Below are 23,126 nucleotides of genomic sequence, written 5' to 3'. Positions count from 1 at the left end.
TGTAAGGCCCGAAACGGGCCTTACAGGAGCCGCCCCCGCGCCATGCGCGCAAAACAATAAAAGCTCCCAGCCATGGGAGCTTTTTCTTATGCATTCTCGCCCAAGCGGTCGATAATCGACGCTTGCGGTACAGCATCTTGGCGCGGCCGCGTCGACGTCGTGCCCCAATTATCGCAGCAGGTGGCGAAACCTCGCGCCAGCCCTGCAGTTGCGAGACCATCTTTGTTTAGCCTGACGCCGCGTAATCCGCAAGCGTCTGAACAAAACGCTAGTCTAATGACCTGGTACTAGGAATAGATAGTACTTCTCAATATGCGCTTCTTCCGTACAATGAATAGTAGGTAGGAAAAAGGAGGGCATCTGAGATGAATTCAAAAAAAATTGTAACCATCCAACTTGGCTACGTACTAGGAGCGAGTTCGCTACTAACGGCCATCGTCTATTTTTTCGCAACCAACTGGCAGGCGTTAACCCGTGCGCAGAAGTTTGCGCCTATTTTTATCCTCATCTTCGGCTTATACGGTCTGTCCGTATGGTTATCGCGTAAAAGCGGGCGCGAGTTTCTAAGCCGACTAAGCCTTTTCGCATCCTGCATATCATTTGGTGTCGGTATTGCACTCATAGGGCAAACTTACAATTCTCATGCCGATAGTTACAGTTTATTCGCTGTCTGGTTCGTACCCTCATTTTTATTCGCGGTGTTCACCCGTTGGCAGCCTTTTTATATCCTCACCTATATTCTGGGGCATCTTGCTTATTTGTTCTATTTCTTCCCTGTCTGGCGCGGTAATTCGGAGGGAGAAGCGATAGAAATTATTCTTCTGCTCGTGCTGGCTATCGTCAACGCATGCTTATACGGAGTAACGGAGCGGGGGCGATTGCAATCTTCATTTATGAAGTGGGTTACATTTCAAGTGGCAATAGGCATCACGGTTTGGTTATCAAACTCATTCGCTTATACGCATTATGGCCTCTGGATGAATGTGCTTCTTATTTTCGTCTTAGCCGCCGCCGTTGGTTATGTGCACAAATCCAAAAACAAAACCGACCTGCTGTTCGCCGGATTGTGGGTATCGGTGGCGATCACAATGAAATATATCGAGCTTGCCACACATTATTATAGTGAATTTTTTTATCTCTCCGGGATCTTGTTCGTCATTCTTTTCATCGGGGCCAATGTAAAATTCGTGCAGTATGTTCGTTCTTGGAATCCTCCGGCCGATGCAGGTAATGCAAGGAAAACAGAAGGCGATTTTATCAAATGGGTCGCCCGCATCCTTTCGATTACTGTTATCGTGGTCGGTACGTTGATTGGCAGCGCTTCTTTCGTTGGATTGGTTACCGCCGTATTTGAATTTAAAGATCCGCAATATGTGCTGATCGGGTTTGGACTTCTTGCCGTTACAAGCATGATTTTTGCGCAAAAAGTGAATAGCCTTGTCAGATTTACGCTGCTGGCCTGCGGGCTCTTGTTAGGGACAGGTACGGCTGCGGCCATGGATTATACGTTAATATTAGTCGTATTCCTGGCTCTAACTCTTCTTGCTTTTGCTAAACTAAGCGGCTACGTGCAGCGAATCAGTTTATTTCTTGTCAGTGAAATGATTGCAGCTGTGCTGCTATATCGTTTGTGCGACAGCAGTGTGATCGTCTTCACCACTTTGACCGTTTGTACGTTATTCATTTTCTCATCAGCTCGCCTGATCAGGTTAGAAAAAGTTCGAAAACCGCTGCTTGCCGGCAGCTTCCCATCATTTCTGTTCTCATTCTTCATCCTGACGTTTATTACCGATTCCGTTTGGTATTATGTGAGCAACGGGATGTATGTTTTCACTTTAATTGGTGCATTAATCATGAGCAAACGGCTAAAATCCATATCAACATATGGGTGGGGGCTCGCTTTCTGGATCGCTTTTCTCCTTTACAAATATTACGATTTGGCTTGGAAGCTCCTGCATAAATCGGTTAGTTTTGCGGTTGTAGGCGTGCTTATTCTCGGGATCACGGTATGGTATGAAAAGCGGAACCGGCAAGCTGAAGTTGAGCATACCGCAGCTGACCGCTCTTGGACCGCCAAAGGGATCAGTCTTTTAATAGCAGTGCTTGTGCTGCTGCAACTTACCGCAATGTCCTTGCAAATCGTTAAAAGCGAGTGGCTGCTGGCCCATGGACAGCTTATTAGGCTGGAGCTTGCACCGCTGGATCCGCGATCTTTGATGCAAGGCGACTACGTTCGTCTTCGTTATGCAATATCGACGCCACAACAGTCGGCGAACCTGCAACAGCGTACTTTTACCCATAAGAAAATAGCTGTTGTACTTGCTCCGAACGCAGCCACAGGTGTCTACGAGTTCCGTCGCCTATACACCGAAGGAGAGACGCTGGCATCACGCGAGATTCGTATCAACGGGACAATCAGTGGATACAACAACATCGAATACGGTATTGAAACCTATTTTATCCCTGAAGGTACCGGCCATGACGTTGAACGAACAGCCAGGTATGCGGAAGTAAAAGTATCCGCAAGCGGAGACGCCATACTCGTTCGATTACTGCCGGATACAAGCCCTGATAGATAGTGGAATTTGAGCTTAGATGTCCCTCTCTTAAATCTAATCATTCGACGCATAAAAAAACCGGATCCCTTATTTTCTACAAGGGAATCCGGTTTTCGTGCTTCAGGATAAATCAGGGTCACTCGCTCGGTTAGATGTAACGTAAGTTTGGATACCATCCAAAATCCTTGCGAGACCGAAATCAAATTCGAATCCGTAGGGGGTTTCGTCTTCGTTATCATTATCAGCTGAATACGCACCCGCAAGTATGACGGGCCGCAGATAGGGAAAGCGTTCCGCAGTAACCAGTTTGTTAAGCGCAGCACTATAGTCTAATCCACGGACTGGACCCGTGTTGACGCCTGTCTGGATAGCACGGTTCATATCACGTTGAAACAAGCCGTATACACGTGCATAGCTTGTTAACAGGACAACAAACGAAATCTTTTCATGATGATTTAAAGGAAGTTCATGCATAATCCGTAATGCCCAGTCCACAATGCGCAAGTTGTTTGGCGTAATCGGAATGCCGGAAGCAGGGATATCACACAACCATGGATGGTCAAGGAAACAGCGCATAATCGTTCGAACGAAGTTGATCATATTTTCGCGCCAATGAGCGGAATCTTCCGCCGGGATGGAGATATCGCATACGGCGTCCTGCATTAGAAGGACAAGATCGTCCTTGCTCGGCACGTATCGGTAAAGAGACATGGTCGTGAAGCCCAAGGATGCTGCGACTCGATTCATAGAGACAGCGGAGAGTCCGTCCTTATCGGCTACGGCAATGGCCGAATCAACGATTTGCTTAAGACTCATTTCGCGTTTCGGTCCCCGCTGCGTCGGTTTGACTAACCCCCAACTGAGTGCCACGCCGCGTGGCAGATCTTCTTCAAATTCATTATTCATAGGAATAGCCCTCCTTCATGGCTGTAAAGTCAAGAAAATCGCTTTTGGGGTGGTTGACTCGAACCCAAAATTAAATTTTAATTGCATTTTAATTGTATACGATATATACTGTTTATACAATACACAGTTAAATGATTTTCTCATGACTTTATTCCATAAAATGATAGGAGTGGATATCTATGAAACAAATGAAACGAATTCTTATTTCCGGTGCGAGCATTGCCGGACCCGCACTTGCCTATTGGTTGCACCGCTATGGTTTTGAGGTGACTATCGTTGAGCGCTCCCCCGCATTGCGACGTGGCGGTTATGGGGTTGATATTCGAGGAGCTGCCATTTCGGTGCTTGAACGGATGGGTATTCTTGATCAAGTTCGTGCGGCTGACACGCACATTACAGGCGTTTATTTCGTAGACAGGATTGGCAAGATTGAAGGACGGGTAAGCGAAGCGGGCATGGGCAATCAGCAGGGTCTGGACATCGAAATTATGCGCGACGATCTGAATACCATTTTGTATAATTTGACGAAGGACACCGTTAATTATATTTGGGGGGATTCGATTACCGCCATTCATGAGACTGAAGCGGGCGTTGAAGTCCAATTTGTCCACGGCACGCCACAGACATTTGATTTGGTGATAGGGGCGGACGGTCTTCATTCCAATGTGCGCAATCTGATATTTGGCGATGAAGATCAATTTAAAAGGTCGCTTGGCTGCTATATCTCGATCTTTTCCACCGACAATTATCTGAACCTTGACCACAGCCAGCAGTTTTATACGATTCCCGGCAAGACTGTAGGCATGTATAGCGCAAGAGACAATACCGAGGCTAAGGGGATGTTCATTTTTAAATCAAAGTCTTTAATCTACGACCGTCACCAGCCGGAAACCCAGAAAAAACTAGTTGCCGACGTTTTCGGCAGTCAAACGGGCTGGGAAACCCAGCGTCTGCTTCATGCTATGAAAGAAGCGAATGATTTTTATTTTGACGAGATTTGTCAGATTCATATGCCGACATGGTCAAGGGGGCGGGTTGCGCTTGTGGGTGATGCTGCCTATGGTCCGTCGCCGCTTTCCGGGCAAGGAACTAGCCTTGCACTTATCGGGGCTTATGTACTGGCTGGTGAGCTTAAAGCCGCGCAAGGTCAGTACACAACTGCTTTGGCTGCCTATGAACAAGAGATGAGAACGTTTGTGGAGAAGAACCAGAAAGTCGGCCTATATGCAGCAGAAAGCATGATCGAAAGCTCTAATTTTAAAATATCTCTGCGCAATTGGATGCTTCGCGTTCCTTTCGTGATGAATACCATGTTTAAAATGGTGATGAAAATGATTGCAAAAGCTGCTAACGCGATCGAGCTAAAGGACTATTGATAGATCGTCTTGACAATTACGAAACGATCCTGTATAAATAATTTAATATTTAGTCAATTTCATAATTTCATAGTCAACATTGATGAACAGGGCAGTAATTCTTGTCGGACAGTCGCAGCGAGCCGGAGCAGGTGGGAACCGGTACGAATGTCAAGAACGAAACGGACCTGGGAAATGGTCTTTTGAACCTCTTTGTTTGCATGAGCGGCAGGGAAGTAGGGAGATCCGGCATAAGCCGTTATCTGTGAGGGGTTAAGCCTTTAAGGTTTAGCACTTAGAGTGGTACCGCGGGAATGAACAGCTCTCGTCTCTTTTTTGGAGACGGGGGCTTTTTTGCATTTTCAAGAAAAGAACAGGGAGGAACTGAACATGATTCACGATCTTTTGATAGCCGAAATCGAGCAGCTTGCAGCGGCTATCTTGCACGAGGAGGGCGTGGAGCGTCCGGAAACGCTGAAAGTGATCACGGAACACCCTGCTCATACGGAGCATGGCGATTATAGTACGAATATTGCAATGCTGCTAGCCAAAATATTGCGTAAGCCCCCGCTTCAAATTGCTCAGAACCTGCAGCAGCTTTTCGAAAAAAAGGGAAATGTCCAAGGCTTATTCGCTAAAGTGGTTGTGGCGCCGCCAGGATTTCTGAACTTCTATGTGAACTGGCAGGAGTGGGCAGATAGAGGAATGAACCAACCGACATGGGTCAGCGACCAGGCCAAGAGGACCAAGGTGCTGGTTGAGCACACGTCGATCAATCCCAATAAAGCGGCCCATGTCGGCCACTTAAGGAACTCCTGCATCGGAGATTCGCTGTCGCGCATGCTGCGCCATGCCGGTTACCAAGTCGAGGTGCACAATTATATCGACGATCTGGGCAATCAGCTGGCCGATACCGTTGTCGGCATTCTTCACACACAGACGGAGCAGCCATATGAACGATTTGGGGATTTCTGCTGGGATACTTATGCAAAGATCAATCAAGCCTACAAAGAGCATCCGCCGCTCCAGGAAGAGCGTTCGTCGGTATTACACGCCCTAGAGGCGGGCGATTCCAACCTTGCTTGGATCGGTTCGCTTGTTGCAGAGCGTATAGTTCGAGAGCAGCTTGAAGAGATGAAGCATTTTGGCATCGGTTATGATGTGCTGGTTTGGGAAAGCCGTATTGTGAGGGAGGGCTTCTGGGATACCGCGTTCAAATTGCTGCAGCAGACGGGCATGTTTCATAAAGTGACGGAAGGGAAGCAGGCTGGTTGCTGGGTGCTGAAGCAGGCTGGCGAATCGGCCGAAGCTATGGATGGGGCCGACTTTCTGGCGGATAAAGTGCTCGTTCGCTCAAACGGCATTCTTACTTACACAGCCAAGGATATTGCCTATCATTTGTGGAAATTCGGCATCCTTCCGAACGATTTTGTTTATAAAAAATGGGAGGAAGGCCTATGGTCGACAGCCTCTAGCGGCAGCAAAAAAACAATCGGCCATGCCGATATGGTGATCAACGTCATCGACCATCGTCAAGAATATCCACAGGCAATGGTGAAACTGGCGCTGGAGGTGCTTGGGTATGAAGAGCAAGCCAACCAACTCAAGCACGTTAGTTATGGCGTCGTTTCCTTAAGCCCGGAAACCGCTGCGGGACTCGGCATTGATGTCTCGGACGGAAAAAGCGCCTACGCGATGTCTGGGCGCCAAGGCATCGGGATTAAAGTTGCCGACCTGCTGGCGCGTATGGAAAGTGTCATCGACGCCAAACGTTCAAGAAAGGCAGGTATCTCCAGCAAAACGATCGCTGCGGCGGCGATTCGATACTATTTGCTCAAGTACCAGTTGCAAACGGAAGTTGTTTTTGATTTGCAGCAGGCAACTGAGGTAACCGGCAACTCTGGCGTTTATTTATTGTATGCCTATACGAGGGCGAGCAGCATTTTGGATAAGGCGGGAAAAGAGGGCCGTCTCGGGGGAAGAGCATACGGGTTCAATGGCGCTATACTTGAGGCGCCTGAGTATCATCTGTTGAGGCATATCTCTTATTGGCCCGAGGCGCTGAGTGCCGCAACGAAACAGCTGGCGCCCAGCCTGATCTGTCATTATGCGTTCGAATTGGCTTCATTGTTCAACCATTTCTATGGATCCTGCCCAGTTCTGAAGGGAGAAGAGGAGCAAGTTGCCCATCGTCTGTGGATAACCCAAACCTATAAGGATACGCTGCATCAGGCATTGCAAATACTCGGGCTTCCTACACCCAAACGGATGTAGATGATTCGCGGGAGGACCTGTTTGCAACAATAGCTTTCTGATCTTGGTCAAATGCGGTACAATAGAAATATTCGTGCCAATTTGAATGATGCAGGAGGCTTCAATCCTAATGACTGAAAAAGATATCGACACCCAAGCAGAACAAACCGAACAAGAACAAGCGGAACTTGACTTGGATCAAGAACAAGAGCAAGAGAAAGCAAAAGTGATTATCACTTGGTTTCAGCACATACAGCAAGTTTTAAAAGAACAGTATGAAGATTATGAAGTAGAAGGACAAATCGGCAATAACCCGACCTACGGTCCGATGTTTGCTTTTACTCTTGCGAAAGACGGAAAGACCTGCTCATGCGGATTTTTCCTCAATGAAATTATGCGTAATTTTCAAAGCAATCCGAATGCCGCTCTTTGGCTGTCATCGTTCTTTGTCGATTTGCTTCGCAGTCCGGAAAGCCACCCGCTGCCGAACCCGCCGCAATCGGAAGATGATGCCAAAGCGCTGCTGGATAAGCACATCGTTCCTTATTGCGCCAACGCAGTTCGGGAAGAATTCCCGGATCAGAAAATCTATGTAGATCTGGAGCTGCATCCGGAGCATGGTCCCGTGCTGGAAGCGGGTTTCGTTGCCGTCGAAGAAGGCAATAATACCTGCGCGCTGCCGTTACAATATTTGATGACACTCTACTTGCTGAATCGCGATCCGGCCGAGCCGATGATTCAAGCGATGTACCGCCTTTACGAAGAGAACGGACTTGGCGCCAGCGAGTCCAATTAAGTACAAGAACAGCCAGCGGACCTGATCCTCTGGCTGTTCTTTTGTTTATCTGTGAGCTGATCGATGCATTAACTAAGTCGCAAATAGATGGAATTACAAGCAAAAGACCATCAGGGTGATTTACCCTGACGGTTGTTCTCTCATTGCAATCCATTCAGGTGATTACAATAGTCTTGGTAGTTCCTGATCGTTGGCAGCTGCGGGGCCGAAGCCAACGTTGTGTATTTCATTGCGTGCGACGTGTTAAACAGCACGACCGAATCGGTCGGCCGCAGCCAGCCGCTCTCGCAGCAGGCGAGCAGGCCGGCCCAAGTCGCCGCGCCTTCCGGCGACGCGGAGATGCCCTGCGCGCCCAGACAAGCGGCTGCGCTGGCGATCTCGTTCTTGCTAAGCGCGATGGCCGTGCCGCCGCTTTGCTCCACGATCGACAGGATGAGCGCCAAATCCGGAGGATTGGGGACGCGCATTCCTGTCGGGTTGGCCGGCACCCCTGTAGGCGTTGCCGGTGTCGCCGTCGCCGTTGCCGTCGCCTGGTTGCGAGCCGCCAATCCGTCTACAATCGGCTGGCAGCCTGCTTCCTGGACGCAAACGAACCTCGGCATCGGTCCGTCGATCCAGCCCATAGCTTGCAGCTCGAGGTAAGCTTTCCACATGCCAATAATACCGGAACCGCCGCCGGTCGGATAAATTACCACATCGGGGAACTTCCAGCCGAGCTGCTCCGCCAGCTCCAGTCCCATCGTCTTCTTGCCTTCCACCCGCCCGGCTTCTTTCAAAGTCCCTACATTCACCCAGCCTTGCTCGTCTTTGCCGGCTTCAATGATGGCGGCGGCATCATGAATGAAACCATCCACCAGATAGGTCTGTGCACCATACTGGACACATTCCTGAACGATGAGAGGCGGGCAGTCTAATGGAATGAAAGCATAGGCCTGAATGCCAGCCCGTCCGGCGTAAGCGGCCAAAGCGCCGGCCGCATTGCCGTTTGAGGGAACTGCCGCTTGCGTCACGCCCGCTTCCTTGAGCAGCGATACGGCGACCGAAAACCCTCTGGATTTAAAACTGCCCGTCGGATTCTGTTCTTCCCGCTTGATCCACAGCTGTCGGATCGGCAATTTTTGCTCCCATTCCCGCAGGCGGATAAGAGGTGTCCAGCCTTCTCCCAAAGAGACGATACAATCAGGATCATCAACCGGAAGCAGGTCTTTATATCTCCACATTGAAGGGTAGCGAGCAGCAAGCGCCTTTTTTGTAAACGTTCCAGCAATTTGCTCTAGATCATAGTCGACCAGCAGCGTGCCTCCGCAGGTGCATTTCATTTCGTTATAGCGGAAAGGGAACGTCAGCGAACATCGCGAGCAAACAAGCCTAAACCGGTTCATAGGCAGCCTCCTTAGCGTCAAACACTACCTTAGACTATTAAAAAAAGTCAAAGAAGGAGACGGCTTATGTCCACGGAGCCGGTTAATTCTTGTGAAAACGATCTGATTTTCCTATAAATGGACTTGTCTTTAAGTTTCAGAAAGAGTCCAAGCATCGGGACGAAATTTACTTCAATAATCCAAATATCCCCTTTTATATCCAGACCCATATCGACCCCCATCGTACGAACCGAAGGATAGGAGAGGCTGAGTTGTTCGGCCGAGGCTAAAGCGACTTTATCCATTCGCGCAATCAGCTCTGATATGGACATATTTTTTAAAGTAGAGTGTTTCAATGCCTGCCGGACGGACACGACTTTGCCGCTGCTCATACGTATATTGGTCACGATAAAGCCTTTTCCTGCGATTTTAGCCAGTTTACCTGTTACTTGCCATGGAGAATTAGAGTGACGCTGCACCATCACCCTTAAATCAAAAGGGCGTCCGTTAACGGTTGCGAGCGAGATACGTTCTTGGACAATATAGTTTCTGTGAATTTTCTTTTTGAGGTGAGCATACAAGTTTACCTTGTCGGCAAATGTATTTTTATGTGGGCCGTCATGGATCTGATAGCTCTGAGGAGCAATTCTTTTGATGCAAATGACGCCCTTGCCGCCATAGCTGCCGGTCGGTTTGATGATCACTTGCCCATATTTATCGATCATGCGATGGAAAGATCTTTGTTTCAGCCATACGGTTTGGGGAAGATGGGTTCTAAGTATCTCCGACCGATTCAGAATTTTATATTTGGTCCATTTGCTGGTGCTTAATTTAGTTTTGGTCATTAGACTTCGCTTCTTGGATCGCAATGACGAGATCGTGTTCTTCTACCTTCAACAGTTGATTATTGCTGTCAACAAAAACAACCTGAGGCTTAAGCATTCGGATCTCCTCCTCATCCATGAGTGCCATGCTGAGAATAATGATGAGGTCACCGGGTTGAAAGAGGTGGGCAGGCGGGCCGTTTAAGCCTATTTTTCCACATCCTTCAGGAGCTGGGATGGCATATGTTTTCCAGCGTGTTGCATTGCGGAGGCTCGTAACTTGAACCATTTCGTAGGGCAAAATATTTGCTTTTCGCATTAATAAGCCATCTATCGTTATGCTTCCGACATAATCCAGATCCGCCTCAGTTACCGTAGCCCGGTGAATTTTTCCTTTGCACATTAATCGCAGCATAAGCAGTACTCCTTTATCATGACATTGGGTGTTCTTCACAGCGTATGACCAATGCGCTCGTCATGGTGCAGGCTTGTGGCTATTTCACTGGAAATTGGGTTCCTATCATAGGTGATGTGATATAATAACATGATTATTCATGGAAAAATAAACCGGGGAGTGACATCAATAGCCAATGATTCTCGTGATTGAACGACTGCTAAAAAAACATCCGAACGGCGGGCCTGTCCCGCTGTTTGATCAAATGAATGCGCATGTTAGCTCCGGTGAGCGCATCGCTATTCTTGGCCCATCCGGCCAAGGTAAAAGTACGCTGCTTCGCACACTCGCTCGACTGGAGCTCTTTGATGGAGGCAGCCTGACGCTGCATGGACGAGATTCGGCGTTATGGCATCCTTGTGATTGGCGCAAGAAAGTATGCTACGTGCCGCAGCTGCCAATCATGCTGCCAACGACCGTAGGGGATAATTTGTCTGCTGCGAGCAGGCTTCATCTACAGCCGTTTGATCAGCCGCTCGCGGTGGAGTTTATGGAACAAGTCGGACTTGGGGACATTGACTGGCGACAAAAAGCAGCCGATCTTTCCGGTGGACAGAAACAGCGTTTGCAGCTCGTCAGATCATTGATGCTGCGACCGGACGTGCTGCTGCTCGATGAAGTAACATCAGCATTGGACGCGGAAAGCAAGCATGCCGTAGAGGTTTTGCTGATAAAGCTGAGCGAGCGGGAAGGGACTTCAATGGTCTGGGTAACGCATGACCACGAGCAAGCGATGAGCGTAAGTCACAGGTTGTGGCACTTGGAGAGCGGCAACTTGTCCGAAAATACGGTCGCAGCGGTTAAGGATCGAGCGGCCCAATCCTTGATGGATACGGGAGGTGAAGAGGGATGTCTACTTTAGCGCTAGGGTTCACTTTAACCTTCGTCGTCATTACGATGGCGCTATCCAGGTGGCAAAAGCTTGGGCTTGAGAAGGACATTGCGATTGGCACGATTCGGGGTGCTTTACAGCTTCTGTTCATCGGCTATGTGTTACACTTTGTTTTTAAGTCGGCAAATATAGGACTGATTCTGATAATTATTGCGATTATGATCGGGATTGCTTCGCATAATGCAGGTAAACGTGCTGAAGGCATACGAGGGGTCTATTGGCGAATCGCGCTGGCTATCGCTGCGACGGAGGCTATTACCTTGGGACTCATGCTAAGCCTTCGCATCATTCAACCAACCTCTCAATATATTATCCCCATCAGCGGCATGACGATCGGCAGTTCGATGATCGTTTGCGGGTTATTCCTGAATCATATGAACCGGGAGGTCGCTTCGTCTCGCGGGGAGATCGAGGCGCTGCTGGCACTCGGCGCATCTGTCCGGCAAGCGATACAGCAAGCGCTTCAGCGCTCAGTGAAGGCCAGCATGATTCCGACGATCGACGGCATGAAAACCGTCGGGCTCGTACAGCTTCCCGGCATGATGACAGGTATGATCATCGCAGGCGCGAATCCTGTGGATGCGGTGAGATATCAGATCTTAATTTTGTTTGCATTTACCGCTTCTGCAGCGGTTACGAGTATCATTTTAAGCGTTCTATGCTATAAGCTTTGGTTTACGAAGGAATTGACCCTGCGCGCATGAAACAAAAAAATCCCCGGGCACGGGGATTTGTTCATATTAATTTTAACCCGCTGATCAAAACCAGGCTGGCTATGATCATACGCAGCACATTCGTCGGCGCTTTCGTAGCAAGCATGCTGCCGATCAACACGCCGGGAATTGAACCAAGCAGCAAATTAAACACGAGCGTGAAATTCACGTTGCCCATACTGGCATGCAGGATGCCTGCGGCAGTTGCCAAGAAAAAGGCATGTGCGATATCTGTGCCGACTAATTGGGATGCGCTCATACGGAAGAAATAAAGCATCGCAATAGCGTAAAGCGACCCTGAGCCGATGGACGTGAGTCCGACGATGAAGCCCAGAACGGCGCCGATCGTAACGGTGAGTCCGCGTTTTTCTTCCAAGCTTTTAAGCTGCCAGCGATTCTCTTTGATCTTATGTCCGAAGAACACTTTGAATAACGTCGCGATGGCAACCAGAATCAGCACGTAGCCAAGCGCGTGTTTGATAATTACTTCTTGATTGTGATAATAAGAATCAAATAATTTCAGGAATACAATGGCGAGAATTACGCCTGGAATACTGCCCATCGCTAGGTGTCTGACAAGTCGCCAATCGATGGTTTTTTGCCGCCAATGCTGGACCGTTCCGAAAAGCTTGGTGATGGAGTTGTACAAGAGGTCTGTTCCAACTGCAATGGAAGGATGAATGTTCATCATGATTAAAATGGGGGTAAGCAGCGAAGCTCCGCCAACACCGGTTAATCCGACCAAAAAACCGACCAATAAACCCATCAGTAAGATACTTAAAGTCATGTTGTCATGTCCCCATTCAAAATCCTACTAATCATATTGGATTTATTTTATGCTACATAAAACCTTTTTGTAAAGGAAAACTTTATTAACCGCTGTTTATTATATGGAGGAACGAGGAGCTGGGTGAATGTCCAGTCCGGTACTAGTTATCATTGGATTCGTATACAATGCACTTTGTAATCCGTTACAATATGATGATATGACTAAAATGACAGAACAGGGGGGAAGAGCAAGATGAGTAACCGATCAACGGTTATGGTCAGTATTGTACTCGCGATGTTAGTCGCCTCTATGGATGCCACTATTGCCAACACGACCATGCCCATTATTGTGAAAGAAATAGGCGGTAACGACCTGTACGCCTGGGCGTTTACCTCGTATATGGTACTGTCCACCGTATTAGCCCCTATGGCCGGGAGACTGTCTGATCTCTTTGGACGTAAAAGGATTTTTGCAACAGGAATCCTTCTCTTTCTTGGAGGATCTGTGCTCTGCGGACTGTCCCAAAGCATGGTGCAGCTTATCGTTTTTAGAGCGATTCAGGGGATAGGCGCAGGGATTATGATGCCGTTTCCATCGATTATCGCGGGAGATCTTTTTTCAGTCGAACAGAGAGGGAAAGTGCAGGCTTTTTTCACAGGGATGTGGGGTTTGTCCGCAATTTTAGCGCCATTGCTGGGCTCGTTCTTTGTCACCTATATGAGCTGGCGCTGGATTTTCTTCGTTAACATTCCGATCTGTCTCATTTCCCTGCTAGCTTTGCTGCCGTATAAGGAAGTGTACGAACCGAAACGTTCCTCGATCGATTATGGCGGTGCGCTGCTGTTCGGAGCCGGAATCTCGATGCTGCTTCTAACAACAGCCGTAGAACACCACAGCTATCTTTACGGAATCGCAGGGGTCGTTCTGATGGCTGCTTTTTTCATCTATGAGCGCAAACAAACGGCTCCGATCGTCCCGTTGAACTTATTCCGGAACCGTCCGGTTGCGATCATGAACGCAGGTTCTTTCCTCAGCTGCATGGCACTGTTCGGAACTTCCAGTTTCATGCCGCTCTTCTTGCAGACGCAAGGATTTTCACTGCTGATTAGCGGTGTCGCTTTACTATCAACATCGATCGGCTGGATGATCGTCGCCGTACCCGGCGGGAAATGGGTGCTCCGCTTCGGTTACAAACCGCTGCTTATCATCGGGAATTTGTTCCTGGTGGCTACGGCCATTATGCTGTTCTTTCTCCGGGAAAGCTCGCCATTTTGGTATTCCTTTACAGCGTTAACCGTACTGGGGCTCGCGTTTGGGATGATTTTTACCATTTCTACGATTGGCTCTCAACAGCTTGTGGATGCGCATCAAAAAGGGATATCGACCTCTTTGCAACTGTTTGCCCGGAACATCGGCACAGCCGTTAGCGTTACGATTATGGGAGCGATTTTGACCAAATCAAGCAACTTTTACGGTGGAATCCACAGCATGTTTGTATTCGGTCTCATTGCAAGCCTGGCAGCCTTGGCGATTCCTTTTGCAATTCAAACGCCGGCCAAACAGACAGGTTGAGCGAGAAGAGCCAGAAAGCGGAAATTTCCGTTCTCTGGCTCTTATTTATCACTCTGATTGGCGAATAAAACTCCAGAGGATAATTGACTTGAAAGCAGTCAAAAAGTAAACTGGAAATAACTAGTAAAATGACAGGGTGGATAGCAGAGCAGTCACGAAAATAATCTGCAGCAGGATACGAAGCGGCAGCGGCGTTACCTGCCGCCCGCCAATGCTGCCCTGCCGTTTCGCCGCATTCACATTCGCTGGAAACATCGCGATCAGCAGAATGGCAAGACCGATGGCTGCGAATGGAGCAAGTACCGACATACATAATCCGATCGCGCCGGTGATCTCAAGAATTCCTGTCCATGTGACAAGCAGGTCAGGCCGCTTTAGCGCAGGCGGGACCATTCGTATCAAATCAGGTCGTCTTTTTCCCCAGTGAGCAGAGGCAGTAAAAAGAAACATGATTGCAAAAGCGAAGCGCAATGCCGTTTGCCAATGATCCAGACCGTCGATTCCAATAAAACCCAGAACTCGCATGACGACAAATGAAAAGACGAGTACATAGAACGGAAGCATAATTATCTATCCCCTCTCATGAGTTGCCTGTTGAACAGGTTTCCTTTTTCTGTCATTGTACCATAAGTGCTTTTGCAGCAGGCGGTTGTATTTGACGAATACATAGTTGGAGGGATTGATAGTCATCGTTTATGGATAAAAAAAGAGGCATTATGTTTGATATGGATAACACTTTACTCAAGTCAAATATAAATTTTCAGGCTATGAAACTTGAGACTGCAAGCTTTTTAAAGAAAAATGGCGTATTATCCGAGTCTTTTGCGATTGAAGAACATACCACATCTACCCTCATTCAATATGCAAAGGAAAACAACGGAATATCCGAGGAACTCTATGAATCGGCGATGCAGATTGCCTTGAAGTACGAAGTGATGGGCATGGAGGGGGCAGGGTTAGAAACGGGAGCTTTGGAGCTGTTGATTGCATTGGCTAACGAGTATGTGCTTGTTATTGTAACGAATAATTCCTTTCAAGCGGCTAGGCGAGCTCTTCAATTGACAGGAATTGAAGGTTATTTTGATTTGATCGTTGGCAGAGAACAAATGCAGGCGATGAAGCCATCTCCATCCGGTTATTTGGTTGCCAAACAGCACTTTCCTCATATCCAGCAGGCAGCGTGGATTTCTGTTGGTGATTCGTGGATAGATGGCCGCGCATCGATGGATGCCGGGATAGCTTTTATCAGCTATGGCGGAGCTGCAGCGACGATGGAGGAGAAGGGAGTCCGGACGGTGGCTCATATCAATAACCTGATGCAATTGCTTGACTTCGTGTAGTTGAAAAAGGGGAAGCCAATACAAGTTTTGATCATATGGATGATCTCGGTTTACTGTATCGGTCTTGCAATATGGTGTGTGATTGCGCTGCTCGTAGATGGAAATCGCGCATTTGTAGGAGAAAATGGCTTAGCCGTAAATGGCCATTTCATTGACCACAATCGAATTCTGCATGGTTTCGTGACAGAAGGAACTGTGGATCAAATCGAATTCATGTTGAAAGAGCATGCAGACACGATTAAAATAAAGTTGGTTAAAAGGACTGCAAGTCAACCGCTGGAAGAAATATTGCAGAAATGGTTGAGTAAAAATGCGGCTTCGGCCTAAAATGATACGAGGAAGAAGTGAAATTAGATGCTTGTAGAAGTTAAATCAAGATTGGAAGAAACGAAGATTCAAGAATTGCTGGGGTATAGCGTGTTTCCAGATCCTGAACGCCTGGATAGCACGATAGAGCTTTATATGAATGATTCCGAATTACAATTGTTTGGTTATGAATCGGAAGGCGTTATGGTGGGTATCATCGGGTTTCGATTGAATGAAGCGCGCGAGATGATAATAACCCATCTGGCTGTTGAACCGGAGAGCCGGGGCGTTGGCTTTGGACGCGGAATCATTCTCGAAATTATTGAAGAAGTGAAGCTGGTCAGAATCATCACTGAAACCGATGAGGAAGCGGTAGAATTTTATAGAAACATCGGGTTTGTGATTAATAGTCTGGGGGAACAATATCCGGGCGTCGAGCGATTCCGTTGTACCTATGAAATTGACGAAGAATCAGGCGATTAGCAGTCGGAGTCATACATCGGACCAGAGCGAGATGAACACCGGCTTGGAAGCCTGACCAGAAAGGAGAATATGTTTGATATTAATATTCAGCATATTCGCAGGGATTATTGTTCTTATTATAATCTATAAATTTGCAATCAAAATCAGAGATAAAGTAGAGACTCATAACGTCATTAAATTCAGCCTAAAAAAAGATAGATCGCCTAAAGTGAGTCCTAAGACATGCTCATTTTGCAAAAAGAAAGCAAAACGCCTTTCCTTTTATGCTACGGAAACGGGTCGAGTTGTTGGCGTCTGCGATGTATGCAAACCGCAAGCGGAAAGAAGATCACTTTCGAGGCTCTGAGGATTGTGACGGGCACAGCCCGAATGTATAAAGTGAAGGGATCGCTAAACCGCAATGAGAGCTCTTAAAATCTTCATCAATATTTTAATTCCAGTGCTATTTTTAATTATCGCATTGCCGTATCAGTACGAAATGCGTCCTTCGATATTTTATCTGCTTACGTTCACTTTCTTGGTCATTTGTTTTGTTCGCGTTGTGTTGACGGTAGTGAATCGGCGTCCTGGCACCTACATACGCGGAGTAATTCTACTGATTCTACTTAGCCCAATGATTTATTGGACTTGCAATGAAGTCAAGGACCAAGCCATCAATTTTAAGATCAAAAATAAGGTGGCTGCCTATTTGCCCAATGTACCTCTTGATATTGTTCATTATCAGCGACTAGATCAACATACTCTTGAATACCAGTCGTCACTGGTTGATGAACAAGCACCCATGAACGATTTAAGCAATGAAACGGGCAGCAAAACGATTTTTATAAAAAAGAAAATTCAACCTAGTAAGAGCGTGGATCTCTACACGATAAGATTTAAGAATACATATAAGGTCAATGATGTTGATATCTCTAAAAAGTGGTGAGCTGTGGGTAACATTGGCTGCTCGTACGAGTACACGGGCTCAGTCATGCTTGATCCGGACTCGAATGAGCTAATTGGCTTAACGTTAAGCAATAAAGGGATATCGAAATAGAGGCAGGTGGAGCCTACATGGCAAAAGTTTTCTTTACGTCAGATCATCACTTTGGTCATAAACAGATCATTGATTTTGAATCCAGACCGTTTAAAGATGCGGAAGAGATGACGGGTAAGATGATCGAAAGTTGGAATTCGGCCGTTGGCAAAGATGATAAAGTATTTCATCTTGGAGATTTTTCGTTTCTGAATAAAGAAAAAACCTCTGATATCGTCAGCAGGCTTAACGGTTACAAGTTTCTTGTTTTGGGCAATCACGACAGAGGAAGGTCGAGAGGGTGGTGGTTGGATGTTGGTTTTGACGAGGTGAGTGAGCATCCGATTATCTACAATCAGTTCTTTTTCTTGACGCATGAACCGATGTACATGAATAAACATATGCCTTTTGTCAATGTGCATGGGCATATTCATGGCCAGAAGTATGAGGGTCTTAATTATTTTAATGTTTGTGTGGAACATTGGAACTATACGCCAATCGCATTTGAAACCATCCGGGACATGGTCGTTCCGAACGAAGAACAGGGATGAGTCCCCCTGCTAATTTCATAATTCGGAATGACGATTTTTCCACGGATTTGTCGAGTAGCAAGTCTCATAAAAAACTCTCCTTTTGGCTCGCTCTTCCGCCGATTCGAATGCACATAATGCAACCATCGGCCACTTTCAAAGAAATGAGGGGGTAACCTTCGGGTTACCCGCTTGATAAAGAACAAAGGTCGTTTTTAGTGTACAAGTTTGACGCTAAATTTCGAAGAAGTGGCCATTTCGATGCTCGAAAGAACAAAAGTCCATAAACAACGAACAATCTTCGCTAATTATGGAATTTTATTCTTTCGAAACCTGATTGGTGGTCATTTACCTTCCAAGTGCGTCAAAATGTTCTCTATTTAGCGACTTTGGTTCTTTCCACGACGGGTAAGGGGGAACTGTAGATATATTGGGCATTACCAACTGTTTAGGCATTTCATTCTTCTCTACTCGAGCTTTTGCAGTCATTCAAGACAAATAGAAAAATGGTAATGGTATTTATCCATAAATCGGCATCTTGCACTCTATCGGGGAGGTAAGTCATTTTCCAGTGACGGAAAAGCCTTACCTAGTAAGGCTAATAAATTATGAAATTGACTCGATGGGTCGTTATATCAAACTTTGAGCGCAGTGACCATGGAACGCAGTAATTCAGGAACCGAAACTTCGTCACTGGAAACTACGATCTTGGGTGGCTAATGATGACGTGATCCAAGCATTCGGTAATAATCCAACGTTACGCAAACAGGACCTGGGGCAAGGCCCTAGGTCCTGATCATCGCCGGCAGCCAGTTCCCTTACAGCGGCTTTTTGCCTTCATTTTCAATGAGAGGGTCACGCTCGTTATCTTCAACGATGCTGCGGGTGGAATTGCGAAACTCACGGAGCGTATCCCCGAAAGCCCGGCCCAGCTGGGGCAGCTTGGAAGGCCCGAAAACAATTAAAGCGATGGCCAGAATCAGGATCAATCCGGATACACCAATATTGTTAAACATTTGCATCATCCTTTTTTCATAATTTAGGCTGAGGTCAGCTATTTGCTGGACTATGCTGCATAGCTCGCCATTGCCAGCCTGCAACCATCACACTAATCTCAAATAACAGAATTAATGGGACTGTGACTGACAGATGGGACACCATATCAGGCGGCGAAATGCATGAACCGGTTATCGTTAAGCCGACGTAAGCGTATTTCCTCGTCATTTTTAACCGCTGCGGGGTTAATAAACCGATTTTCGTGAGGAACAACAGAACGACAGGGAGCTCGAAAGCTACGGCCATCGGAAATACAATATCGAACAGGAACGAAAAGTATCGGTCGATCCCGTAAGTTTCCACCGCACCGATCGTGTGATTCATCCGCATCATGAAACGGATCATCATGGGGAAAACCACCCAATAGCTGAACGATACGCCGATGATAAACAGCGCAAAGGCTACCGGTATGTAAGGAAGGGAGCCTCTTGCCTCCGCCTCGGTAAGTCCGGGCCTGACGAATGCCCACAATTGGTAGAGCAGCACCGGCACAGTAAGGAATAAAGCAACAAGGAAAGCGCACTTCATATAGATCATGAGCCCGTCCGTAAACGAAAACACATTCCACTTAATTTCACCGATTAATGGCTGCGATTTCATATACCGGAGTATATTCGGTGCTACATAAAGCCCGGCGCAAAGTGTTATTGTAAACCACGTGAACACGATGAGAAGACGCTTGCGGACTTCCGTCAAATGAAAAATCCAATCTTCCTGATCCATCCCCTACCTCCTTAACTTAGAGTCCTTTGCAGCCCCAATTAAACAACCATACCACCCTGTTTTAAATACTTCGAAATCCCTTCAGCCGCCCTAAATGCTAGAGCGCCTACCGTGCCTGTCGGATTATAGCCGCTGTTATGCGCAAAAGCGGATGCCCCGACGACAAACACGTTTTCTGCATCCCACATTTGCAAATAGGAATTTACTGCCGAAGTTGACGGATCAGCACCCATGATGACGCCTCCGGTATTGTGAGTCGATTGATACGGTACGATATTGTAGGGCCCAAGCTGATCGGACGAACCGATCGTAGTTGGATTCATTTCCTTCATAATCTCGGCAGCCTTGCCGGCCACGAATTTAATCATCTGCCGGTCCTGTTCTTCGAAATCAAAAGTAATGCGGGCTAACGGAAGCCCATACTCATCTTTATACGTTGGATCCAGGTCAACATAATGGTGTTTCCATGGCAAGCTGCTGCCTTGAGGGGAAACGGCCAGCACACTGTTCGCGTATTTAAGTGATTTTTGTTTAAAATCTTTTCCCCATGCCGGCGTTCCTTTCGGAACCGAGTTGGTAGCTATCGGCCGTTGGCCAGTCTGGGAAATACGGATGCCCGCCCCATGGATGAAGCTTAGGTTGCTATGGTCAAAGTTATCTCCGTTGAAATCGGGAATCTCCATGCCAAGCGACCCTGCGCCGGCGTATAAATTGAACTCTTTATCGTCAAAGAATCCGGTAGCCGATCCACCGTTAGTCTGATAGCAATAGTTCTTTCCAATAACTCCTTTACCGGAAGCGGGGTCATAAGGTTTACCCAATTTTGATGTCAACAGGAGTCTAATGTTGTTAAACACATAGCTGGCCATGATGACGACATCCGCGGGTTGTTCGAACTGTTCTCCCGTGACGGTATTCATATACACAACACCGCTGGCCTTTTTCCCGTCATTCAAAATTTGGATGACATTAGAATAGGAGCGCAGCTCGAAATTTCCAGATTTCTGGGCGATAGGCAGAACTGTGACCACAGCATCCGCTTTTGCTCCATACTCGCAGCCGAAACGCTCGCAATAGCCGCAATATTGGCAGGCAGCACGCGTGATCCCATCCGGATTCGTATACTGTTCCGATAAATTGGCTGAAGGCATCATATAAGGGTGATACCCCAGCTTTTTCGTCGCATCCTCGAACAGTTTTAAAACCGGCGTTTTCACCATCGGTTTGGTCGGGAATGGATTGGACCGCTTGCCGACTAAAGGATTCTGTTCTTGATCGCCGGAAATGCCCGCCAGCTTTTCAAATTTATCAAAATAAGGCTCTAACTGATCGTAGGTGATGCCCCAATCTTGAATGGTCATCCCGTCCGGTATTTTTTGTTTGCCGTATCTTTCCACAGTTTTACTGTAGATCTCGAAATCGTAGGGGAGGAAACGATAGGTTTGTCCATTCCAATGGATACTCGCTCCGCCAAGCCCTTCCCCGAGAAGAAAGGAGCCGTATTCCCGCATCGGTACGGCAGCCATTTTCTCCGTATTGCGGAACGTTACGGTTTCCTTGGAAAGATCCTGCATGAGATCGTATCGAGACGCATAGCGCAGTTCGTCATGCACCATATAGTAATCCTGCGTACTGCGCGGTTTCCCGCGTTCCAGTCCAACTACCTTTACGCCTTGCTTGGTCAACTCCGCGGCAATGATGCCTCCTACCCATCCCATCCCGACAATTACAACTGGAACTTTCGGCATTTTTGTAGCCATGCGTTATTTCCCTTCTTTCATCCGGTGTTGTTCATTAATGTACGAAATGATCATGCAAGCTCCGCGGTTCCATGGCGATGAACTGATCCTTATCCATAATATTGGCATAGCTCATCTGATTGCCCGGATATTTGCGCATCTTCCAGCCCTGCATGTTTTTATTGCCTCCATAAAGCGGATCCGAATATACGCCTTCCATCGTTAAGGTGCGAAACTGATTGAAGAAGGTTTTGCCTGTAATGCCGTTCACCACATTGATCTCGCCTTTTTCCATGGAACTGAGGATGGCATCCTGCTCTTCTGGAGCCAGATCAACGAAAGATTTGGTATATTTGGCTTTACTTGCATCTTCCATGCTTTGCAAACCCATCGTAATGAGCTCATGGCGCTGAATGCTCAAATAGTCACCCTGCGTGACTTCCCCTTTGATAAATGGCCCGGTTCGGTAGGTGCGGGCATTCACTCCCCACGGACTGGCTAATTGATGGTCAATGTAAAAAGCGACGCCCAAATCGGTCGCCCCCGGCCCCGTTTCGTCTTTAGGGAAAATGCGCTCAGCCGCAGCCTCCGTCATCTGCAGTTGGGTTTGATTGAAAAACATCGGTGCCCGATTAAAATCCGCCGCAGGTTGATCCTGGGGAGATGCGGATGGAGAGGGTGATGGCGCGGCAGCATTTTTTTTAAATCCGCCTGTAATTGCGCTTCCAATGACGCCTCCAACAACCGCGCCGCCAATAGCGGTACCGGTATACTTCAAGAATCGGCGGCGTGAATGGTCCGGGGAGCTATCCAACTTCTTATCAGCCAAATTACATTCCTCCTTGGCATATTTATGCATAAATTGGTTGTTGTGGATATCATGATCTTCCATTACACTTCTTATGCATTTATTTGCATGAAAAAATGGTAACAGGGGCATCGTAGAAACAGATCAGCTTACTTGACTGCATAGCATTTCGAACCAATCAATGTGAGGAGAGTTACAAGAATGAACAAATCAATATTATGCCTCGCTCTGCTGCTTGCCATATCGCTTACCGCATGCGGCAAGAGCAATACGACGCCTTCGCCAAGTCCTACGACCAGTGCTGCAGCCAGTCCTGCAACCAGTCCATCAGCAACAACAAGCGGTGGAGGAGCTGCAACAGTAGATGCACAAAGCGTCTTCAAAGCCAATTGTATGGCTTGCCATGGGGCTAGTTTGGAGGGATCGGTAGGACCTAATCTGCAGAAAGTGGGCGGTAAGCTCTCTAAGGACCAGATTGTTACAACGATTACGAACGGTAGAGGTGCAATGCCCAGCTTCAAGGGTAAGCTTTCGGACAGTGAAGTCGGCTCCCTTGCCGCATGGCTGGCCGATAAAAAATAAAAGCAATGCGAAACAACCCGGGGCAGAGCCGAGGCCACTGAAAAAGTCCCTGTGTTGTAAGAAAGGTACAGTCACCCAAGAAATTGGAGGA

At 47.5% G+C, this 23,126-nt stretch carries 24 protein-coding genes and 1 other annotated feature; of the genes, 14 read left to right on the top strand and 10 right to left on the bottom strand.

Features of this window, described 5'->3' with window-relative positions; translation table 11 throughout:
* Positions 1 to 72 precede the first annotated feature (72 nt).
* A complete protein-coding gene (locus ACFQZT_RS32735; protein ID WP_379307246.1) occupies positions 73 to 291 on the top strand; it encodes a hypothetical protein in 219 nt (72 codons plus the stop codon).
* Positions 292 to 365: 74 nt separating this feature from the next.
* Complete coding sequence (locus tag ACFQZT_RS32730) at positions 366 to 2,579, top strand: GDYXXLXY domain-containing protein (protein ID WP_379307244.1); 2,214 nt, start codon at positions 366 to 368, stop codon at positions 2,577 to 2,579.
* A gap of 99 nt (positions 2,580 to 2,678) precedes the next feature.
* Here the strand turns inward: ACFQZT_RS32730 and ACFQZT_RS32725 are convergent, their stop codons facing one another.
* Positions 2,679 to 3,464 carry a TetR/AcrR family transcriptional regulator gene (locus tag ACFQZT_RS32725; RefSeq protein WP_379307242.1) on the bottom strand — a complete coding sequence of 262 codons (786 nt, stop codon included), beginning with the start codon at positions 3,462 to 3,464 and terminating at the stop codon, positions 2,679 to 2,681.
* A 179-nt stretch (positions 3,465 to 3,643) separates the two neighbouring features.
* Between ACFQZT_RS32725 and ACFQZT_RS32720 the strand changes: the two genes are divergently transcribed.
* The 3 genes from ACFQZT_RS32720 (at position 3,644) to ACFQZT_RS32710 (ending at position 7,868) form a co-directional block, all read left to right on the top strand.
* A complete protein-coding gene (locus tag ACFQZT_RS32720) occupies positions 3,644 to 4,840 on the top strand; it encodes an FAD-dependent monooxygenase (RefSeq protein WP_379307240.1) in 1,197 nt (398 codons plus the stop codon).
* A gap of 73 nt (positions 4,841 to 4,913) precedes the next feature.
* Positions 4,914 to 5,155 (top strand) — a binding site (T-box leader).
* A gap of 54 nt (positions 5,156 to 5,209) precedes the next feature.
* Positions 5,210 to 7,093, top strand: a complete 1,884-nt coding sequence (locus tag ACFQZT_RS32715; RefSeq protein WP_379307238.1) for an arginine--tRNA ligase — start codon at positions 5,210 to 5,212, stop codon at positions 7,091 to 7,093.
* A gap of 109 nt (positions 7,094 to 7,202) precedes the next feature.
* A complete protein-coding gene (locus ACFQZT_RS32710; RefSeq protein ID WP_379307236.1) occupies positions 7,203 to 7,868 on the top strand; it encodes a hypothetical protein in 666 nt (221 codons plus the stop codon).
* 140 nt (positions 7,869 to 8,008) lie between these two features.
* Here ACFQZT_RS32710 and ACFQZT_RS32705 read toward each other — a convergent pair whose 3' ends face one another.
* Genes ACFQZT_RS32705 through panD form a run of 3 tightly spaced genes read right to left on the bottom strand, consistent with a single transcriptional unit; the run spans position 8,009 to position 10,468 of the window.
* The gene (locus ACFQZT_RS32705) at positions 8,009 to 9,250 is read right to left on the bottom strand and encodes a threonine synthase (RefSeq protein WP_379307234.1); all 1,242 of its coding nucleotides are present in this window, start codon (positions 9,248 to 9,250) and stop codon (positions 8,009 to 8,011) included.
* Positions 9,251 to 9,297: 47 nt separating this feature from the next.
* On the bottom strand, positions 9,298 to 10,074 hold the full coding sequence (locus ACFQZT_RS32700; protein WP_379307232.1) for a YheC/YheD family protein: 777 nt from the start codon (positions 10,072 to 10,074) through the stop codon (positions 9,298 to 9,300).
* Positions 10,061 to 10,468: an aspartate 1-decarboxylase gene (gene panD / locus ACFQZT_RS32695; RefSeq protein ID WP_379307230.1), complete on the bottom strand. Its 408-nt coding sequence runs from the start codon at positions 10,466 to 10,468 to the stop codon at positions 10,061 to 10,063. Before panD ends, ACFQZT_RS32700 begins: the two co-directional genes overlap by 14 nt.
* Before the next feature lie 175 nt (positions 10,469 to 10,643).
* Here panD and ACFQZT_RS32690 point away from each other — a divergent pair, with 175 nt between their 5' ends.
* Complete coding sequence (locus tag ACFQZT_RS32690) at positions 10,644 to 11,369, top strand: ABC transporter ATP-binding protein (RefSeq protein WP_379307228.1); 726 nt, start codon at positions 10,644 to 10,646, stop codon at positions 11,367 to 11,369.
* Complete coding sequence (locus tag ACFQZT_RS32685; RefSeq protein ID WP_379307226.1) at positions 11,357 to 12,103, top strand: ABC transporter permease; 747 nt, start codon at positions 11,357 to 11,359, stop codon at positions 12,101 to 12,103. Before ACFQZT_RS32690 ends, ACFQZT_RS32685 begins: the two co-directional genes overlap by 13 nt.
* A 31-nt stretch (positions 12,104 to 12,134) precedes the next feature.
* On the opposite strand, the gene ACFQZT_RS32680 is transcribed toward ACFQZT_RS32685, so the two are convergent.
* Entirely contained in the window at positions 12,135 to 12,899 is a 765-nt protein-coding gene (locus ACFQZT_RS32680) for a sulfite exporter TauE/SafE family protein (protein WP_379307224.1), read from the bottom strand.
* 234 nt (positions 12,900 to 13,133) lie between these two features.
* On the opposite strand from ACFQZT_RS32680, the gene ACFQZT_RS32675 reads away from it, so the two are divergent.
* A complete protein-coding gene (locus ACFQZT_RS32675) occupies positions 13,134 to 14,453 on the top strand; it encodes an MFS transporter (protein ID WP_379307222.1) in 1,320 nt (439 codons plus the stop codon).
* Between the two features lie 120 nt (positions 14,454 to 14,573).
* On the opposite strand, the gene ACFQZT_RS32670 is transcribed toward ACFQZT_RS32675, so the two are convergent.
* Positions 14,574 to 15,017 carry a DoxX family protein gene (locus ACFQZT_RS32670; protein ID WP_379307220.1) on the bottom strand — a complete coding sequence of 148 codons (444 nt, stop codon included), beginning with the start codon at positions 15,015 to 15,017 and terminating at the stop codon, positions 14,574 to 14,576.
* Positions 15,018 to 15,148: 131 nt separating this feature from the next.
* Between ACFQZT_RS32670 and ACFQZT_RS32665 the strand changes: the two genes are divergently transcribed.
* From ACFQZT_RS32665 to ACFQZT_RS32645, 5 genes are all read left to right on the top strand, one after another.
* Positions 15,149 to 15,793, top strand: a complete 645-nt coding sequence (locus ACFQZT_RS32665; RefSeq protein ID WP_379307218.1) for an HAD family hydrolase — start codon at positions 15,149 to 15,151, stop codon at positions 15,791 to 15,793.
* Positions 15,794 to 15,820: 27 nt separating this feature from the next.
* The gene (locus ACFQZT_RS32660; RefSeq protein WP_379307216.1) at positions 15,821 to 16,120 is read left to right on the top strand and encodes a hypothetical protein; all 300 of its coding nucleotides are present in this window, start codon (positions 15,821 to 15,823) and stop codon (positions 16,118 to 16,120) included.
* Between the two features lie 27 nt (positions 16,121 to 16,147).
* Positions 16,148 to 16,582 (top strand): GNAT family N-acetyltransferase, encoded by a 435-nt coding sequence (locus tag ACFQZT_RS32655; protein ID WP_379307214.1) that lies wholly within the window; start codon positions 16,148 to 16,150, stop codon positions 16,580 to 16,582.
* A gap of 400 nt (positions 16,583 to 16,982) precedes the next feature.
* Entirely contained in the window at positions 16,983 to 17,507 is a 525-nt protein-coding gene (locus ACFQZT_RS32650; RefSeq protein ID WP_379307212.1) for a hypothetical protein, read from the top strand.
* A 128-nt stretch (positions 17,508 to 17,635) separates the two neighbouring features.
* A complete protein-coding gene (locus ACFQZT_RS32645) occupies positions 17,636 to 18,148 on the top strand; it encodes a phosphoesterase (RefSeq protein ID WP_379307210.1) in 513 nt (170 codons plus the stop codon).
* 797 nt (positions 18,149 to 18,945) lie between these two features.
* Here ACFQZT_RS32645 and tatA read toward each other — a convergent pair.
* From tatA to ACFQZT_RS32625, 4 genes are read right to left on the bottom strand one after another with little or no spacing between them, the layout of a single operon-like run.
* On the bottom strand, positions 18,946 to 19,143 hold the full coding sequence (tatA, locus tag ACFQZT_RS32640; RefSeq protein WP_379307208.1) for a twin-arginine translocase TatA/TatE family subunit: 198 nt from the start codon (positions 19,141 to 19,143) through the stop codon (positions 18,946 to 18,948).
* A gap of 34 nt (positions 19,144 to 19,177) precedes the next feature.
* On the bottom strand, positions 19,178 to 19,906 hold the full coding sequence (gene tatC, locus ACFQZT_RS32635; protein ID WP_379307206.1) for a twin-arginine translocase subunit TatC: 729 nt from the start codon (positions 19,904 to 19,906) through the stop codon (positions 19,178 to 19,180).
* Positions 19,907 to 19,944: 38 nt separating this feature from the next.
* On the bottom strand, positions 19,945 to 21,666 hold the full coding sequence (locus tag ACFQZT_RS32630; RefSeq protein WP_379307204.1) for a GMC family oxidoreductase: 1,722 nt from the start codon (positions 21,664 to 21,666) through the stop codon (positions 19,945 to 19,947).
* A gap of 34 nt (positions 21,667 to 21,700) precedes the next feature.
* A complete protein-coding gene (locus tag ACFQZT_RS32625) occupies positions 21,701 to 22,474 on the bottom strand; it encodes a gluconate 2-dehydrogenase subunit 3 family protein (RefSeq protein ID WP_379307202.1) in 774 nt (257 codons plus the stop codon).
* A 180-nt stretch (positions 22,475 to 22,654) separates the two neighbouring features.
* Between ACFQZT_RS32625 and ACFQZT_RS32620 the strand changes: the two genes are divergently transcribed.
* Positions 22,655 to 23,035, top strand: coding sequence for a c-type cytochrome (locus tag ACFQZT_RS32620; RefSeq protein ID WP_379307200.1), 381 nt, complete (start codon positions 22,655 to 22,657; stop codon positions 23,033 to 23,035).
* Positions 23,036 to 23,126 lie beyond the last annotated feature (91 nt).

Origin of the sequence: Paenibacillus sp. GCM10027628, from assembly GCF_042676385.1 — a bacterium.
Lineage (GTDB): Bacteria > Bacillota > Bacilli > Paenibacillales > NBRC-103111 > Paenibacillus_E.
This window is presented reverse-complemented; position numbering and strand designations above follow the sequence as displayed.

Bases quoted from the DNA above. Each gene is read 5' to 3' on its own strand.
- ACFQZT_RS32735 (WP_379307246.1), top strand. From the start codon at position 73: ATGGGAGCTTTTTCTTATGCATTCTCGCCCAAGCGGTCGATAATCGAC.
- ACFQZT_RS32730 (WP_379307244.1), top strand. From the start codon at position 366: ATGAATTCAAAAAAAATTGTAACCATCCAACTTGGCTACGTACTAGGA.
- ACFQZT_RS32725 (WP_379307242.1), bottom strand. From the start codon at position 3,464: ATGAATAATGAATTTGAAGAAGATCTGCCACGCGGCGTGGCACTCAGT.
- ACFQZT_RS32720 (WP_379307240.1), top strand. From the start codon at position 3,644: ATGAAACAAATGAAACGAATTCTTATTTCCGGTGCGAGCATTGCCGGA.
- ACFQZT_RS32715 (WP_379307238.1), top strand. From the start codon at position 5,210: ATGATTCACGATCTTTTGATAGCCGAAATCGAGCAGCTTGCAGCGGCT.
- ACFQZT_RS32710 (WP_379307236.1), top strand. From the start codon at position 7,203: ATGACTGAAAAAGATATCGACACCCAAGCAGAACAAACCGAACAAGAA.
- ACFQZT_RS32705 (WP_379307234.1), bottom strand. From the start codon at position 9,250: ATGAACCGGTTTAGGCTTGTTTGCTCGCGATGTTCGCTGACGTTCCCT.
- ACFQZT_RS32700 (WP_379307232.1), bottom strand. From the start codon at position 10,074: ATGACCAAAACTAAATTAAGCACCAGCAAATGGACCAAATATAAAATT.
- panD (WP_379307230.1), bottom strand. From the start codon at position 10,468: ATGCTGCGATTAATGTGCAAAGGAAAAATTCACCGGGCTACGGTAACT.
- ACFQZT_RS32690 (WP_379307228.1), top strand. From the start codon at position 10,644: ATGATTCTCGTGATTGAACGACTGCTAAAAAAACATCCGAACGGCGGG.
- ACFQZT_RS32685 (WP_379307226.1), top strand. From the start codon at position 11,357: ATGTCTACTTTAGCGCTAGGGTTCACTTTAACCTTCGTCGTCATTACG.
- ACFQZT_RS32680 (WP_379307224.1), bottom strand. From the start codon at position 12,899: ATGACTTTAAGTATCTTACTGATGGGTTTATTGGTCGGTTTTTTGGTC.
- ACFQZT_RS32675 (WP_379307222.1), top strand. From the start codon at position 13,134: ATGAGTAACCGATCAACGGTTATGGTCAGTATTGTACTCGCGATGTTA.
- ACFQZT_RS32670 (WP_379307220.1), bottom strand. From the start codon at position 15,017: ATGCTTCCGTTCTATGTACTCGTCTTTTCATTTGTCGTCATGCGAGTT.
- ACFQZT_RS32665 (WP_379307218.1), top strand. From the start codon at position 15,149: ATGGATAAAAAAAGAGGCATTATGTTTGATATGGATAACACTTTACTC.
- ACFQZT_RS32655 (WP_379307214.1), top strand. From the start codon at position 16,148: ATGCTTGTAGAAGTTAAATCAAGATTGGAAGAAACGAAGATTCAAGAA.
- ACFQZT_RS32650 (WP_379307212.1), top strand. From the start codon at position 16,983: ATGAGAGCTCTTAAAATCTTCATCAATATTTTAATTCCAGTGCTATTT.
- ACFQZT_RS32645 (WP_379307210.1), top strand. From the start codon at position 17,636: ATGGCAAAAGTTTTCTTTACGTCAGATCATCACTTTGGTCATAAACAG.
- tatA (WP_379307208.1), bottom strand. From the start codon at position 19,143: ATGTTTAACAATATTGGTGTATCCGGATTGATCCTGATTCTGGCCATC.
- tatC (WP_379307206.1), bottom strand. From the start codon at position 19,906: ATGGATCAGGAAGATTGGATTTTTCATTTGACGGAAGTCCGCAAGCGT.
- ACFQZT_RS32630 (WP_379307204.1), bottom strand. From the start codon at position 21,666: ATGGCTACAAAAATGCCGAAAGTTCCAGTTGTAATTGTCGGGATGGGA.
- ACFQZT_RS32620 (WP_379307200.1), top strand. From the start codon at position 22,655: ATGAACAAATCAATATTATGCCTCGCTCTGCTGCTTGCCATATCGCTT.